At 41.1% G+C, this 14162-nt stretch carries 14 protein-coding genes; 4 read left to right on the plus strand and 10 right to left on the minus strand.

Translation table 11 applies throughout. The features are described from left to right. Positions 1–6: 6 nt before the first annotated feature. From A7456_RS08625 to A7456_RS08650, 6 genes are all read right to left on the minus strand, one after another. The gene (locus A7456_RS08625; protein WP_067009995.1) at positions 7–996 is read right to left on the minus strand and encodes a KpsF/GutQ family sugar-phosphate isomerase; all 990 of its coding nucleotides are present in this window, start codon (positions 994–996) and stop codon (positions 7–9) included. A 174-nt stretch (positions 997–1170) separates the two neighbouring features. After that, on the minus strand, positions 1171–1794 hold the full coding sequence (hfq, locus tag A7456_RS08630; protein ID WP_067009593.1) for an RNA chaperone Hfq: 624 nt from the start codon (positions 1792–1794) through the stop codon (positions 1171–1173). Between the two features lie 63 nt (positions 1795–1857). Further along, positions 1858–2997, minus strand: coding sequence for a tRNA (adenosine(37)-N6)-dimethylallyltransferase MiaA (gene miaA / locus A7456_RS08635; RefSeq protein ID WP_066891070.1), 1140 nt, complete (start codon positions 2995–2997; stop codon positions 1858–1860). Continuing rightward, complete coding sequence (gene tsaE, locus A7456_RS08640; RefSeq protein WP_067009596.1) at positions 2997–3425, minus strand: tRNA (adenosine(37)-N6)-threonylcarbamoyltransferase complex ATPase subunit type 1 TsaE; 429 nt, start codon at positions 3423–3425, stop codon at positions 2997–2999. The genes miaA and tsaE overlap by 1 nt, the downstream gene beginning before the upstream one ends. Beyond that, positions 3422–4018: a 6-pyruvoyl trahydropterin synthase family protein gene (locus A7456_RS08645; RefSeq protein WP_066891549.1), complete on the minus strand. Its 597-nt coding sequence runs from the start codon at positions 4016–4018 to the stop codon at positions 3422–3424. Before A7456_RS08645 ends, tsaE begins: the two co-directional genes overlap by 4 nt. 203 nt (positions 4019–4221) lie before the next feature. Next, on the minus strand, positions 4222–5397 hold the full coding sequence (locus A7456_RS08650) for an AI-2E family transporter (RefSeq protein ID WP_067009599.1): 1176 nt from the start codon (positions 5395–5397) through the stop codon (positions 4222–4224). A gap of 258 nt (positions 5398–5655) precedes the next feature. On the opposite strand from A7456_RS08650, the gene ilvD reads away from it, so the two are divergent. The 4 genes from ilvD (at position 5656) to A7456_RS08665 (ending at position 8599) form a co-directional block, all read left to right on the plus strand. Further along, on the plus strand, positions 5656–7554 hold the full coding sequence (gene ilvD / locus A7456_RS08655) for a dihydroxy-acid dehydratase (RefSeq protein ID WP_067009602.1): 1899 nt from the start codon (positions 5656–5658) through the stop codon (positions 7552–7554). A 63-nt stretch (positions 7555–7617) separates the two neighbouring features. Next, on the plus strand, positions 7618–7968 hold the full coding sequence (locus tag A7456_RS08660; protein WP_067009605.1) for a hypothetical protein: 351 nt from the start codon (positions 7618–7620) through the stop codon (positions 7966–7968). After that, complete coding sequence (locus A7456_RS12065) at positions 7962–8192, plus strand: Uma2 family endonuclease (protein WP_145916106.1); 231 nt, start codon at positions 7962–7964, stop codon at positions 8190–8192. The genes A7456_RS08660 and A7456_RS12065 overlap by 7 nt, the downstream gene beginning before the upstream one ends. A 209-nt stretch (positions 8193–8401) precedes the next feature. Then, positions 8402–8599 (plus strand): hypothetical protein, encoded by a 198-nt coding sequence (locus tag A7456_RS08665; RefSeq protein ID WP_067009608.1) that lies wholly within the window; start codon positions 8402–8404, stop codon positions 8597–8599. A 229-nt stretch (positions 8600–8828) separates the two neighbouring features. Here the strand turns inward: A7456_RS08665 and gloB are convergent, their stop codons facing one another. From gloB to A7456_RS08685, 4 genes are all read right to left on the minus strand, one after another. Next, complete coding sequence (gene gloB, locus A7456_RS08670; protein WP_227713235.1) at positions 8829–9650, minus strand: hydroxyacylglutathione hydrolase; 822 nt, start codon at positions 9648–9650, stop codon at positions 8829–8831. 41 nt (positions 9651–9691) lie between these two features. Next, entirely contained in the window at positions 9692–10774 is a 1083-nt protein-coding gene (serC, locus tag A7456_RS08675; RefSeq protein WP_067009614.1) for a 3-phosphoserine/phosphohydroxythreonine transaminase, read from the minus strand. Between the two features lie 88 nt (positions 10775–10862). Beyond that, entirely contained in the window at positions 10863–11720 is an 858-nt protein-coding gene (locus A7456_RS08680; RefSeq protein WP_067009618.1) for a hypothetical protein, read from the minus strand. 55 nt (positions 11721–11775) lie between these two features. After that, complete coding sequence (locus A7456_RS08685; RefSeq protein WP_067009620.1) at positions 11776–14160, minus strand: M48 family metalloprotease; 2385 nt, start codon at positions 14158–14160, stop codon at positions 11776–11778. Positions 14161–14162 lie beyond the last annotated feature (2 nt).

The raw sequence follows: 14162 nt of genomic DNA on the forward strand, positions 1-14162 counted from the left end.
AATCAGTTAATTCACGCCTGCTTTTAGCAAATCATGAATACCAATCACACCTTCAAGCCTACCCTTATTCAATACCAATAATTGGCTGATGGCACACTCATTCATAAGCGTTAAAGCATCAGATGCCCGCATATTGGCAGTTATGTGCTTAGGGTGCTCGGTCATGAGTGTGTCCATCGAAGATGCCAATGATACCTTATCTGCCAACTTACGTCGCAAATCACCATCGGTAAAAATACCCACCACATGACCATTTTCATTCACAACCACCGCTAAGCCCAATCGTCCGCCTGTCATCACTGGCAGGGCTTTATCAAGACTGGTATCAGCTTGTACCACAGGCAGATTCTCAGTGTGCATGACATCCTTAACACGGGTCAACAGTTTACGTCCCAATGCCCCTGCTGGGTGCGATAGGGCAAAATCATGACTGGTAAAGCCTCGAGCATATAGCAATGCCACCGCCAACGCATCACCCAATGCCAGTGTGGCGGTTGTGCTTGATGTTGGTGCCAGCCCTAAGGGACAGGCCTCTTCAAAATTGCCGAGGGTTAAAGCAATATTGGCAGATTTGGGTAAAAATCCACGACGGTCACGGCTGATACTGATTAAAGGGATGCCCAACTGTTTTACAACAGGGATGAGCGTTTTTATCTCATCGGATTGTCCTGAGTTGGAAATGGCAATCAGCACATCGCCCTGCACAAGCATGCCCAAATCGCCATGTCCGGCCTCCCCAGGGTGCATAAAAAACGCAGGTGTGCCTGTGCTTGCCAGTGTTGCTGCAATCTTACGTCCGACATGTCCGCTCTTGCCCATGCCTGTTACCACGACACGACCACGACAGTTCAAAATCGTTTGACACGCCTGCACAAAACGCTCATCAAGTTCATGTTTTAGTAGTGTCAATGCTTCTTGTTCGGTATTGATGGCAGTTAAACCGATATTGACAAAGTCAGTATCAAAGTTGATTGTATTTGAGGGCTGATTATTCATAAATGGCGGATGATTTTTAATTTTTATAAGTAGATATGATACCATATTTGATAATGTTTTATGGCAAATTTTTATCATATTTGTACGTCTTATTCGGTAAAATTTGGTAAAAACTTATCATAAAAAAAGCCCACATTATGCAGGCTTTTTGTATGGCGATGATTGATTATCTCATCATTCATCATCCTTGTTTTTATCAAATCCTTGACGGTCAAAGGCACTGTCATCAAAGGCTTTATTATCAAAATTATCAAAACCCCTGCCATCAAAACCACGCTCATTTTTCTCAAAACCCTTGCCATCAAAACCACGTTCATCAAAACCTGTACGCTCAAAACCTTGATTAAAGCCCATGCCTCCTTGCACATAGCCTGTACGCTCAAAACCTTGACCACTGCCAAAGCCTTGGTTTGGCGGCGTGCGAGTAAAGCCACCAACAGGACGGGTTGCATTTGTTGCACTGCCAAAGCCCTGACGTTCAAAACCTGCATTGGGATAGCCTGTGCCTTGATAGTTACTACCCCCCATCACGCCACCCACTGATGATGGATAACCTGCACCTGTGGCTGTACCAGAAGTTGTACCGTCTGCACGAGGATTGCGAGTAGGAACAACCGTAGAAATGGCATGCTTATAGACCATTTGACTTACGGTATTTTTGAGTAGGACAACATACTGATCAAATGATTCAATCTGACCTTGTAGCTTGATGCCATTGACCAAAAAAATAGATACAGGAATGCGGTCTTTACGCAGAGCGTTTAAAAATGGGTCTTGTAGGCTTTGCCCTTTTGACATTGTTGTTCTCCAAAATTAACACAAGAATAAGCAACCAATGGTGCTTGGAAAAATACATTAAAATCACGCCAAAATTTCATTTTGTGCATCTTTTATGCTTGCAAATGAAAAAATCCGTTGTTGTGATTGGGGGGCATTTGTGATGCCAGTCTTTATTTTATTCATTTCATTGGCTTTTGCAAATTGGGGTAAGGCATTTAACTGTCTTTGCCATGTTGATTGGCGTTTTGCCAGTTGCCTTGTTGCATATAATGCCTTATTTTTCATATCTTGACAAGCCATATCATGCAAATTTTCCCATTTTTTTACAAAATTTTTGCTGTTTGTGGCAGTCATTTCATGGTTTTTTTGTAAATTTACACTAAATTCTTGCCAAATGGGGGAGATTTGCATGACCTTATGGTCTGTTATCGCCAAAAATTCAAGTACCTGCCGATAGCCTACGCATCGCATCGATGGCATATCAGGTCTTAAATTGGGATATTTTTTGAGTAAATTTATCACCTCATCAACCAAGCCCTGCTCCCACATGATGTCAAGACGTCTGGCGATACGCTCATGTAGCCATGCTCGCTCAGGTTCAACCGACAAGGTCAGCCAGTTTTGGTGTGGGTTGTGGCAGGGGGCGACTTTGGGCGTGGTTTGCCAAATACTCATGGGCACACCCGTCTGGATGTGCACCTCTACCGCCCTTGTGATACGTTGAGTGTCAAATATGTTTAGACGCTGACAAATCTTAGGGTCGTGCGTTTGTAGGTAGGCATACAAATCGCCAATGCCTTCATCAGACAGCCATGATTTGACCTGCGTGCGAATGGCAGGGTCAGTATCAGGTACAGCAGACAGACCATCAAGCAGTGCCATATAATACATCATCGTACCACCGACCAATAGTGGAATTTTACCTTGTGCGTGAATGCTTGTAATCAGTCGTTGCACGTCTGCCACAAAAGTCGCCACGTTGTATGTTTGGGTTGGCTTTATGATATTGACAAGGTGATGTGGAAACTTGCTAAGTTCATCATCGGTTGGCTTTGCTGTGCCAATGTTCATATCCTGATAAATCAAGGCACTGTCTACCGACACCAAATCAAACCGACCTGTTTCATATAAGTGGCATGCCAAATCGGTCTTACCGCTTGCAGTCGGTGCGATAAGAGATAGGACGGTGTTAGGTGGTAGGTCTTTATAGGATAAATTCATCACCCATCCAGCCTTATGCCAGTCATATGAACCACCCTACTCTCGTCGGCTTGTCTTGTGATGTTTATCAGCATATCAGGTTTTGGCAACAAACTCTTAGCACGGCTTGCCCACTCTATGATGACAAGCGAGTTTGGCTCATCAAAGTATTCAAAAAACCCAATAAAATCCAGCTCTTCTGGGTCATCTAAGCGGTATAAGTCAGCATGATACACAGGCTTACCGTGAATATCATATGGCTCAACTAAGGTATAAGTTGGGCTTTTTACCGCCCCAACATGCCCTAACGCATGTAGTAGATGACGGGTAAATGTCGTCTTACCTGCCCCCAAATCGCCCAACAGCCACAGACTGCCTGTGGGGTTAGTTTTGGCGATGGCTTTGGCAAGGCGTTGGGTATCGGCTTCGTCATTTAAAATGATTGTCATACTCTAACCTGTCTTAACGGCTGTGGATTGACAAATTTCTCGCCACGTTTTAGTTTATCAAACAACTCGCCATCGCCCCACTCGGCTTTGACTTGTTCACTAAATTCAAACTCATCAAGCGACAATTTGCCCATGCTCTCATTTGCCACATCTTCACCAAAACATTGGGCGTACCCTGTGGCGGTTTCATGGACGATGACCGAATACACCGACACTCCCATTTCTCCATTTTGGGTGATGGTATTGGTCAGTACCTTGTCCGCCCAATAAAAAATCACACGGCTAAACTGTTCAGCAGATGGCGATACTGGCAGACTTATCCAACGAGCTGAGAACCTCTTGCATGCACGGACATAATCAGGGTCATCCTTATTCCAAAAGGTGATGGCATGATCAAAGCTATCAATCAAGTCCTTGATGTGCGATTTTAACAGTCCAAAATCATAAACCATCTGCCCATTATCAAGAGCATGGGCTTCTAAGATAAGCTCCACTTGATAGCTATGCCCATGAATAGAACGGCTACAACGCTCTGATGTGCAATTACGAACAATGTGGGCATTTTCAAACTTAAAGAGTTTACGGATACGCATTTTTTCAGTTATATGGTTGGTTTTTTGTATTATATCATGAAATTGTGGTTTTGAATGGGTGCGTATTTTGGTCCAATCAAACAAAAGCCCCACATAAGGCAAATTACACCCAATACACCCAAATAGATGACAACATACTTTTGGGATATGGTTCACTTAAAAACACGACAAACATGCCCATCTCATCCATTTTTGCTTTGGGTTTATTCATTGTGTTTTGAAGAGAGCACCACCACTTTTGGTCTGCTTTTTGCTTTATAAGCATCATAATCGGCATAAGGGTCTGTTTTCATGTCATTTTCGTTTTGGTCAAGCACTTTAATGGAATAGTCTTGTAAGATAAATTTCACATACACCACCTGTACCCACACAATCACCACCACCATAAGCGGTGTTGCCATTGCAATGCCAAGCACGCCTGTGAGTGTCCCCATGATGACCTGAGAGAGCAGTAAAGCCACAGGAGGCAAGTCAATGAGTCGCTGTTGTACCATTGGGGCGACCACATAACTTTCTAACTGCTGAACCACCACAATCATAATCAGCGTCCACAGCAACAAATCAGGTGAGACAATCAGCACAAGAAGCAAAATTGGCACCGCTGACAACCAAGGGCCAATCACAGGCACAAAATCCAAAACAAACGCAATCACCCCCATGGCCAATGCAAAAGGAATCTCCATAAACCACAACGCCACTCCTGTCGCCACACCGACAAATGCCATCACCACAAACTGACCGATTAGCCATTGTTCTATCGCCCCACAACTGCGTTTTAATAAGTACTCACCCTTATCCCGATGCGGTTTTGGCACAAGGGCAATGACACTTTTGGTATATACATTTGGCGATAATGCCAAAAACAGTCCCACCACCAAAATCACAAAAAATGTCCCCACGCTACTTAGCACACCTCCAAAAAAGGCAGGCAAGCCACCGACAATGTTGTCTTGAAATTTACTAAGAAATGCCTTAGGGTCTTGTTTAAATTCTATCGCCCACGCATTTTGGGTCAGCCATTCATAGACGATGGGATAATTTTTGGCATACTCTTGTATGACGTCAAGCGACTTGGGAGCAAGCTCCTTTATATCGTGAAATTGGGCGATAAGCTCTGAACCAAACATCGCCAAAAATCCCGCCTCCACCGCTAAGACTGCCATCGTTACCATACCAATTTGCACACTGTGTGGCAATTTGGCAAAGTAGTCGCCCACTTTGGGGATTTGGCGGGTAAGCCGTGCCAAACTTAGCAAAAACACCGCTGCCAAAATGGACGCAAAAACCATCAACCATACCTGTATCAGGTAATAAAAACTTAGCAAAAATAGGACAAGGGCGACAAAAAAGATTATGGCGGATTTGTAAGATGTGGTCATGATGGATACTTAGACGATAAATGGGCAACAAATTAATTTGGTGAATTTTGAGAAAATAAAGATGCAAATGTAGCCTAAAATGTCAAATTTGGCAAGTGATTTGTAGCGACGTTATTTTTAATAATTAAAAGTTTTTAAATTGATAAAAATTATAAATAAAATTTGTCAAATATCATTCACAAAAAGTGTTAAAATAAGTCAATTTATTTGTAGTCAAAAGTTTTGTAGCCAAAAGCCACATCTTTATCAGGAACAGTTATGCCACAATACCGCTCAAAAACTTCCACATCAGGTCGCAACATGGCAGGAGCCAGAGCCCTATGGCGTGCCACAGGTATGACAGATGAGGATTTTAATAAGCCCATCATCGCCATCGCCAATTCATTCACTCAATTCGTCCCTGGACATGTTCACCTAAAAGATATGGGACAGCTTGTTGCCCGTGAGATTGAAAAGGCAGGAGGTGTTGCCAAAGAGTTTAATACCATTGCTGTTGATGATGGCATTGCCATGGGGCATGGTGGCATGCTATATAGCTTACCAAGCCGTGATTTGATTGCTGACAGTGTGGAGTATATGGTAAATGCCCATTGTGCTGACGCTTTGGTGTGCATCTCAAACTGCGACAAAATCACCCCCGGCATGCTCATGGCTGCCTTACGCCTAAACATTCCTGTGGTCTTTGTCTCAGGCGGCCCCATGGAGGCAGGCAAGGTACTGGCAAGCGAGGTACACGATGGGCATATGACACATGAAACCATCGACGACGACGATGGTCGCAAGGTACGTAAACTTGATTTGGTAGATGCCATGATTGACGCTGCTGATGACCTAATCAGCGATGATGATGTGGCAAATGTAGAGCGTTCTGCTTGCCCAACCTGTGGCTCTTGCTCGGGTATGTTTACCGCCAATTCCATGAATTGCCTAACCGAAGCTTTGGGTTTGTCATTGCCTGCCAACGGTTCTCTTCTTGCCACACATGCCAAGCGTAGAGAACTGTTTTTGCAGGCAGGGCGACTGATTGTAGAGCTTGCCAAACGCCATTATGAACAAGATGATGATAATGTTTTGCCACGTTCTATTGCAACCAAAGACGCATTTTTAAATGCCATGAGTCTTGATATTGCCATGGGTGGTAGCACAAATACCATTTTACACCTATTAGCAGCAGCAAATGAAGCAGGCGTGGACTTTAAAATGGCAGACATTGACCGCCTATCTCGCCGAGTACCTTGTCTGTCCAAAGTTGCCCCTGCCACACAAAAATATCACATGGAAGATGTGCACCGTGCTGGGGGCGTCATGGGGATTTTGGCGGAGCTTGACAGAGCAGGACTGCTTTACACCAACATACCAACCGTTCACAGTCCAACCTTAGCGGACGCTCTTGCCAGATGGGACGTGATGAACCCTGACAACCAAACTGCCCGAGAATTGTATATCGCTGCTCCTGCTGGTGTACGTACCACGCAAGCATTTAGCCAAAATAAAGTCTGGGGCAATCTTGACCTAAACCGTGAATCAGGCTGTATTCGTAGCAAAGAATTTGCATACAGTCAAGACGGTGGGCTTGCCGTACTTTTTGGCAATATTGCCGAACGTGGCTGTGTGGTTAAGACCGCAGGCGTGGACGAGAGCATTTTGACCTTTACAGGACGTGCCCGAGTCTTTGAAAGTCAAGACAGTGCCGTAGAGGCCATTCTTACTGATAAAATCGTGGCAGGAGATATTGTCATCATCCGCTATGAGGGCCCAAAAGGCGGACCTGGCATGCAAGAGATGCTCTACCCTACCAGTTACCTAAAATCAAAAGGCTTGGGTAAGGCGTGTGCATTATTGACCGATGGGCGTTTTTCAGGGGGTACATCGGGCTTATCCATTGGGCATGCCAGCCCAGAGGCAGCCGAAGGTGGTGCCATTGGCTTGATAGAAGAATTTGACGTCATCAACATTAACATTCCAAACCGTACCATCAATCTCAATGTGTCAGGCGATGAGCTTATCCGTCGCCGTGAAGCGATGAATGCCAAAGGCAAACAGGCATGGAAACCGACAAATCGCATTCGCCATGTCTCCCAAGCCTTACGAGCCTATGCTGCCATGGCAACCAGTGCTGATACAGGGGCGGTGCGAGATGTGAGTCAAGTAGAATAATTGGTGATAAAGTGGTAGAATAAGGGAGCGAGTAATCGTTCCTTTATTTTTTTGGAGAAAATTATGCCAAGATTTGATGATGAACAGGAACTTTTAGAAAAACTGCGTGATGATGCTGGCAAAATGAAACTTTGGACAGAATACACGCCCAATGGACTTGAAAATACTCGTTATGAAATTATCAATGGTATGGTAATTTTAACGCTACATTATGGAAGAATTAATTCTAAAATTACAGGAAATTTAATTAATTTATACAGAAAATCATCTGACGACCATTTATTTTTACAATATTTTGATGTAAAAATTGACGATGATAATATTTATTTACCAAAAGCAATTCTTGAAAAAAGACAAACCGTTAATAGTGATAAGCCTTGTTCCACAGAGCCAATCATTATTTTTGAATTTTAACCCATAAAAACAAACACCTATTAAACGACAAATTTGAACATTATCAAACCCTAGAAACTTTACAAGAATATGTGGTGGTGGATTTAAATAATCCGCAAATTTTTATTTATCGCAAAAATAATAATTGGCAAGCCGAATATTTAAATATTGATGATGACTTATATTTAAAAAGCGTGGATTATTCGGTAAAAGTGGCGGATATTTATGATGATATTGAATTTTAATAACATTAAATATCGGTATTAAAAACGGTGCGTAATACACACCTTACTTTCTAAAACAATGAAAAAATTTATCCACGCCATTTTATCCTTAATAAAAAACCATCGGCATCGTTTGCCTTTGGTGTTTATTAACCGCCCTTATTGCAATCAGCCTTAGTAAATTAGAAAAAGAACATTACACCCCCACCGATACGCCCAATGAAAGGTTTATGGTGGGTGGACAGCATTGGCAAGATTTTGTGGATAATCCCCAAGAATTACAAACCAATCCGTATGGCGATTGTATGGATAGGTGTTTAAAAATTTTGGAAAATGGCAATTATCAATACATCAATGAAGGATTACAAACCGAATATTCAGAATATCAAATTAAAGATAATACCGTTATTCCCGTGTCATTTGAATAATATAATTTTGGGCATTTTGTCATTGCAATGTTTTTGGCATTTTTAATGCTATCCTTTTTAAAATACCTACACGCCATTTATAAAATCAGAAAAGATAAAAATTCTTTAATCGCTTATCATAAAAAATTGGGCAAAGAATTGCTTATTTTTATGGGGATTATTGGGATTGGGTGGGGTCTGATATTAACAAGATAAAAATCACACCACCCAAACCCAGCCATTTTTAATATCAAAACCCATTCTTTAATTCACGCAGTGCTGAAAATACCGATAATTCATCATCATCCTTTAAAGGATAGATTTGCTTGATGTTATTTATCATCTCTTTACTGTCAGTCTGCAAAAATACATTAATCAGCCTTTCTTGCTTTAACGAAGTTGGCAAAGATGCCTTGTTCTTTTTTAAGGCATCATCTACATTTTGTTTATGTGCTAATATCTGTTTTTTTGTCATCTCATCGCATACTGACAAGCCAAAGTTGAGATTGGACAGCGTATATTCATGCGTAGGATAAAAGAGCGTGTCATCGGGCAGAGCATCAAACCGCTCCATGCTGGCAAAGAGTTCATCAATCGTCCCTGTAAACACACGTCCACAACCACCACTAAATAGCGTATCGCCACAAAAAACATGAGTTTTATCATCCATATCACAAAGATAGGACAAATGCGTGTCAGTATGCCCTGCTGTTCTCCACACACAAAATCTCAAACCCAATATATCAAATTCATCATTTTCATCACACACCACATCAGGGTTCATACCAATGGGATTAAGGTGCAATCGGTGAGCATAGATTTTGGCATTAGGATGGGCAGATTTTGCATTTGCCACACCACCGATATGGTCATCATGATGATGGGTGATTAAAATGGCAGACAGATTAAGATTGTGCTGACCCAGATAGTCAAGCACGGGCTTATCATCGCCAATATCCACAGCAATGGCGTTGTTGTCCTTGATGATTAGCCAAACATAATTATCATCTAAAATAGGTATGGGAATGATGTTCATCAATGCCTCCAAAAATAAAATCAACTGGTCGGTCATCACATAAGAGCAAATACTCGCCCTTATGTTGGCTTATCAAATCAAGCATACGTTTTTTCAAATTCTCTCATAAAATCTACCAACGCCTGCACCTGCTCATGGCTAACAGCGTTATAAATGCTCGCTCGCATGCCACCAACTGCACGATGACCTTTTAAATTAAGCAATCCTGTATTTTTGGACTTTTCCAAAAAAACCTTGTCAAGCTCAGCATCAGCAAGCGTAAAGGGCACATTCATGATGGAGCGATGGCGTGGATTGACAGCGTTATGATAAAACCCAGAATCATCAATGACTTGATACAACAGTTCGGCTTTGGCTCGGTTGGTTTTTGCAATGCTTTTTACACCACCATTTGCCAGCAGCCACTCAAATACAAGCCCTGACAGGTACCAAGCAAAGGTAGATGGGGTGTTAAGCATGCTGTCGCTGTCTGACTGAGTTTTATAATTTAAAATACCAGGACACCACGCACTTGCCTGCTCCATCAAGTCTTTACGGACGATGACCAAAGTGAGACCAGCAGGCCCAATGTTCTTTTGAGCCCCTGCATAAATCAGCCCAAAATCACTCACGTTAATAGGTTCAGACAAAATACAAGACGACATATCCGCCACGATGGGAGCATTGACTTTTGGCACATCAAAAATCTGTACGCCATGAATGGTTTCATTAGGACAATAGTGAAAATAAGAGGCACTCTCTGACAGTTGCCACGTGTCAAGCGTGGGAACATCTTTACCATCCCCTTGTGCGACCAGATTAATCCTGCCTAAGCCCAATGCTTCATAACGTTTGGCTTCTTTGTAGGCTTTTTGTGACCATGTGCCAGTGTTTAGGTAGTCGGCAGTTTTGCCATTTAGTAAGTTCAAGACAACGGCAGAAAATTGCAATGATGCACCGCCTTGCAAAAACAGCACGGCATAATCGTCTGAGATGCCCATAAGCGTGCGTAAATCCTGCTCGGCTTTGTCAGCAATCTCAATATAATCGGCACTGCGGTGGCTAATCTCCATGATGGAGACGCCTTTGCCACGCCAGTCCAACAGTTCGGCTTGGGCTTTTTGTAGGACTTCGGTGGGCATGGTGGCAGGGCCGGCACAAAAATTGGCAAGACGGTTCATGACTATCCTTTAAACTTTAAACATGAAAAACGATAAAATAAAAGCATTGTAACAGATTTTTGGGGAAATTTTAACAATTGTGAACATATTAACCAACAACCGTTTGCCAAAACTGTTTTTTTAGGGCAGGATTCATCATCATCTGATGGATATTTGGCAAAGATTGTGTCGTTTGGGTGATGATGGCTGTGGGCATGTCTGTCAAGAACGCCACTTGTACCGCTTGATGCTGACCAGCAGAGACACAAAGTCCGATGACAAAGCCGTCAAAAGTATATTGGGCAGGGTTTAGACCCACATCCGAACGAAATTCATTTTTAATAAGTGGATAAGTAATCTCACGATAAAAGGTGGTAATAGGCTGATGATTGGCTTGGTTACTTAGGGCATTTTTGAGCGACTGCCAAAGCGACTGCTCATCACGGTTCATCATCAATACATCAACAATCAACACCCACTGCCCAAAACGCACCCCTTGCAAGGCAAAACGAACATCAAGATGAGCAGGCAAGGCGGATTTTGATGTCTCTGACTGTCTTTGTGGCTTGGTTGTGGCTTGGGGTGCTTGCTTACTAATTTCTACAACAGATGAGGCTTGGGGTTTGGATGGCAACTTGACATTTTGGGCAACGCTTGATGAAACACCCAGCTTGGTATGTTGCTTGGTGGACGGCTTAGGTAACTTAGGTAACTTAGGTAACTTAGATAATTTAGGCAACTTAGGTGATGACGCAGGCGGTGATGATGCAGGCGATTTATTGGGCAATAAATGATTCAAACGTGGATTAGATTGCAAGCGATCATAAGTAGGTGGTAAGCTTACAATATCTGCATCTGCCCCATCCTGCTCTATTGGATGTTTTTTTGTCCATAGGGGTATGCCCGCCAATGCTAGGATGTGGCGATTTTGGGCAATCTTTGGTGGACAGTTGTATGGGGAATTCATGTTATGTAGAACATTTTACCAAGGCAATTTTATGAGTTAATTTAAATAAAATAAATTAATACAGAATAAATTCATCATCAGGGCACCAATATTGATGCAAGGTGAGTAATATCTCATAATCACGCTCACATAATATGCCATCACCCAATAAAGCGGTATGTAGTGTATCAATATATCGCTTAGCCGTCAATGGGTTTTTATGTTGATATTTTAACAGCCATAACGCCACATCCATCGCACTAAATACACTCATAAGACGCATTAATTTTGTCATATCTGTCTCATCAATCACAATTTCATGATTAATTAGCCGAATCAGCCGTTGTATGCTTGCACGGCATTTTAAATTATTAATATCATCATAATGAACCATGACCATATATGTTGACATTGTTATTATTATCCAATCATTTAAGTCCATATTATATTTATGATATATGAACATCATATTTTGTAATAATGGTTTATCATCAATATCCAAATCATCAGCAAATATCGACAACAAGCGATATAAATGTATGCCTTGCCACAATAAAGACAAGCCATCTTTGCAATTATTCTGGTGTGATTGATTGATAAAAGACAACAGATAAATAATGTCTTTTTTTAGCAAAATTCTTTTATCATCATGCTCCAAATGTTTGGTAATAAGATGATAAATGAGCATTAATAAAGCATTATCAATACGTCTGTCCATCTCTGCCACAGTCTTTAACAAGTATTTATCTATGATGATATGATAATCCTGATTTGATGTTACATAAAAAATATTTGATAAGTCTAATTTATCAGAAAAATAAAACCCATCATTATCATGACAAAATATGATTGCATAAAACAGAGAAAATAATTTACTTATTGTTCGGTTTATGTCATCATTTCTCAAATAGCGAGCAATGATAAGAGGCAATGTCATTTTTTTGACATGGGTCATGGTAACGTATTGAATATTTTTTAATTCATAATCTGCCCTAGCATGCTTAGGACATATCATCTCGCCTTTGTCTTGGTATGATTTATCCATGACCAATCTGCCATTGATGACTTTATCTTGTGATGCCTTAATGTCATGCTCATAAAAATCAATATCAATCGCTTTTTTATTGCCATGAATAGCAATGATGAATGAATGAGCGTCTGTATCTTTATCATCACATAACACAAATTCTACGGTTTTATAATCACTCATGCCTGATTTTTTATGCCAATCAAGCATCATCTTATCATGAACTTGTTGTAATACATCCACATCCAAATCATCAATCACCATTTTGGCAAAACCATCATAATAGTGCTCATCTAACGCCAGTATTCGCTCATGATTACTTGGATGCGTGTTGCCCATACGTGCACGCCAGTTTATGGATTTTTGGGCATCTTGGGGATTTAAAAAGAAAAAATAACTCAAATGCGTGGTATGGCATTTTTGGGCATGTGCCAAATAAGGGGTTTGTTGCAAAGTCTGTAATAAGTGTGCTACGCCATTACTTCGGGTCAATTGTACCGATGTTGCATCTGCCAAAAACTCACGCTGACGATTAAAATGCTGTTTTATCCATTCGCTGCTTGCCATGCCCAAAAAACCCAATAAACGAATCACCAAAGAAATAAACTCTATGAACAATCGCCCCGTACCCATCACAATCACATATTCTTGGTGCTTACCTTTATCATTTTGGTATTGATAGCGTTTGGCTTTGGGTTTTTGTTGCCACCTAGATAGCCATTCTAAACCGTCGGCAATGTCATAAAGCCATGACAAACCTGACGTTAAAACATACATTTGCACATTTAATTTGGCATCCCCATGCAAGATATGCCCATATTCATGCCCAATAAGTCCATACAGACTTTCATTATCTAATTCTAACGCCCCTTTACTGACAACGAGCATCATATTAGCTTGATTCACCCCTGCCACAAATGCGTTTACTCCCATCTCATCCATGACATATAATTTGGGCAAAGTTATGTTTGATGCAATGGCTAATTGTTCAGCAAATTCATAATAGCGACGATATTTTGGGTTAAAATCTTTGATGTCTTTGACATAAATCACCCGCTGTCTTTTTCTTTTTTTATCATCATTAAAATCATCATTAAAATCATCAACATCTATAACAGATAAATCTACACCAGAGACATCAATAAATAACCGTATAACATCAATATCTTTTAATAAAAACTCATTATCATGGATGATTTTATTATAATGATTTAAAACATTCATGATAAAATAACTGGGTACAAGAATCAGTACCCAAAACCATGCAAAGCCACTTAAATCACCAAAGATAACATACCATATTATCATAAAAAACAATAAGGCAAATAATACATGAATCATCATTGCCATGACAAATAATACATATAATATCATGCTGTTTCTTTTGTAATGGCGTTGTAATTCAAAAAAGTTTTGATAAATTCGTTGTGGCATAC

This window comes from Moraxella nonliquefaciens, from assembly GCF_001679005.1.
GTDB classification, from domain to species: Bacteria; Pseudomonadota; Gammaproteobacteria; order Pseudomonadales; family Moraxellaceae; genus Moraxella; species Moraxella nonliquefaciens.

Excerpts from the sequence above, each read along its gene's own strand:
- A7456_RS08625 (WP_067009995.1), bottom strand. The coding sequence starts at position 996 with ATGAATAATCAGCCCTCAAATACAATCAACTTTGATACTGACTTTGTC.
- hfq (WP_067009593.1), bottom strand. The coding sequence starts at position 1,794 with ATGTCAAAAGGGCAAAGCCTACAAGACCCATTTTTAAACGCTCTGCGT.
- miaA (WP_066891070.1), bottom strand. The coding sequence starts at position 2,997 with ATGAATTTATCCTATAAAGACCTACCACCTAACACCGTCCTATCTCTT.
- tsaE (WP_067009596.1), bottom strand. The coding sequence starts at position 3,425 with ATGACAATCATTTTAAATGACGAAGCCGATACCCAACGCCTTGCCAAA.
- A7456_RS08645 (WP_066891549.1), bottom strand. The coding sequence starts at position 4,018 with ATGCGTATCCGTAAACTCTTTAAGTTTGAAAATGCCCACATTGTTCGT.
- A7456_RS08650 (WP_067009599.1), bottom strand. The coding sequence starts at position 5,397 with ATGACCACATCTTACAAATCCGCCATAATCTTTTTTGTCGCCCTTGTC.
- ilvD (WP_067009602.1), top strand. The coding sequence starts at position 5,656 with ATGCCACAATACCGCTCAAAAACTTCCACATCAGGTCGCAACATGGCA.
- A7456_RS08660 (WP_067009605.1), top strand. The coding sequence starts at position 7,618 with ATGCCAAGATTTGATGATGAACAGGAACTTTTAGAAAAACTGCGTGAT.
- A7456_RS08665 (WP_067009608.1), top strand. The coding sequence starts at position 8,402 with ATGGTGGGTGGACAGCATTGGCAAGATTTTGTGGATAATCCCCAAGAA.
- gloB (WP_227713235.1), bottom strand. The coding sequence starts at position 9,650 with ATGACCGACCAGTTGATTTTATTTTTGGAGGCATTGATGAACATCATT.
- serC (WP_067009614.1), bottom strand. The coding sequence starts at position 10,774 with ATGAACCGTCTTGCCAATTTTTGTGCCGGCCCTGCCACCATGCCCACC.
- A7456_RS08680 (WP_067009618.1), bottom strand. The coding sequence starts at position 11,720 with ATGAATTCCCCATACAACTGTCCACCAAAGATTGCCCAAAATCGCCAC.
- A7456_RS08685 (WP_067009620.1), bottom strand. The coding sequence starts at position 14,160 with ATGCCACAACGAATTTATCAAAACTTTTTTGAATTACAACGCCATTAC.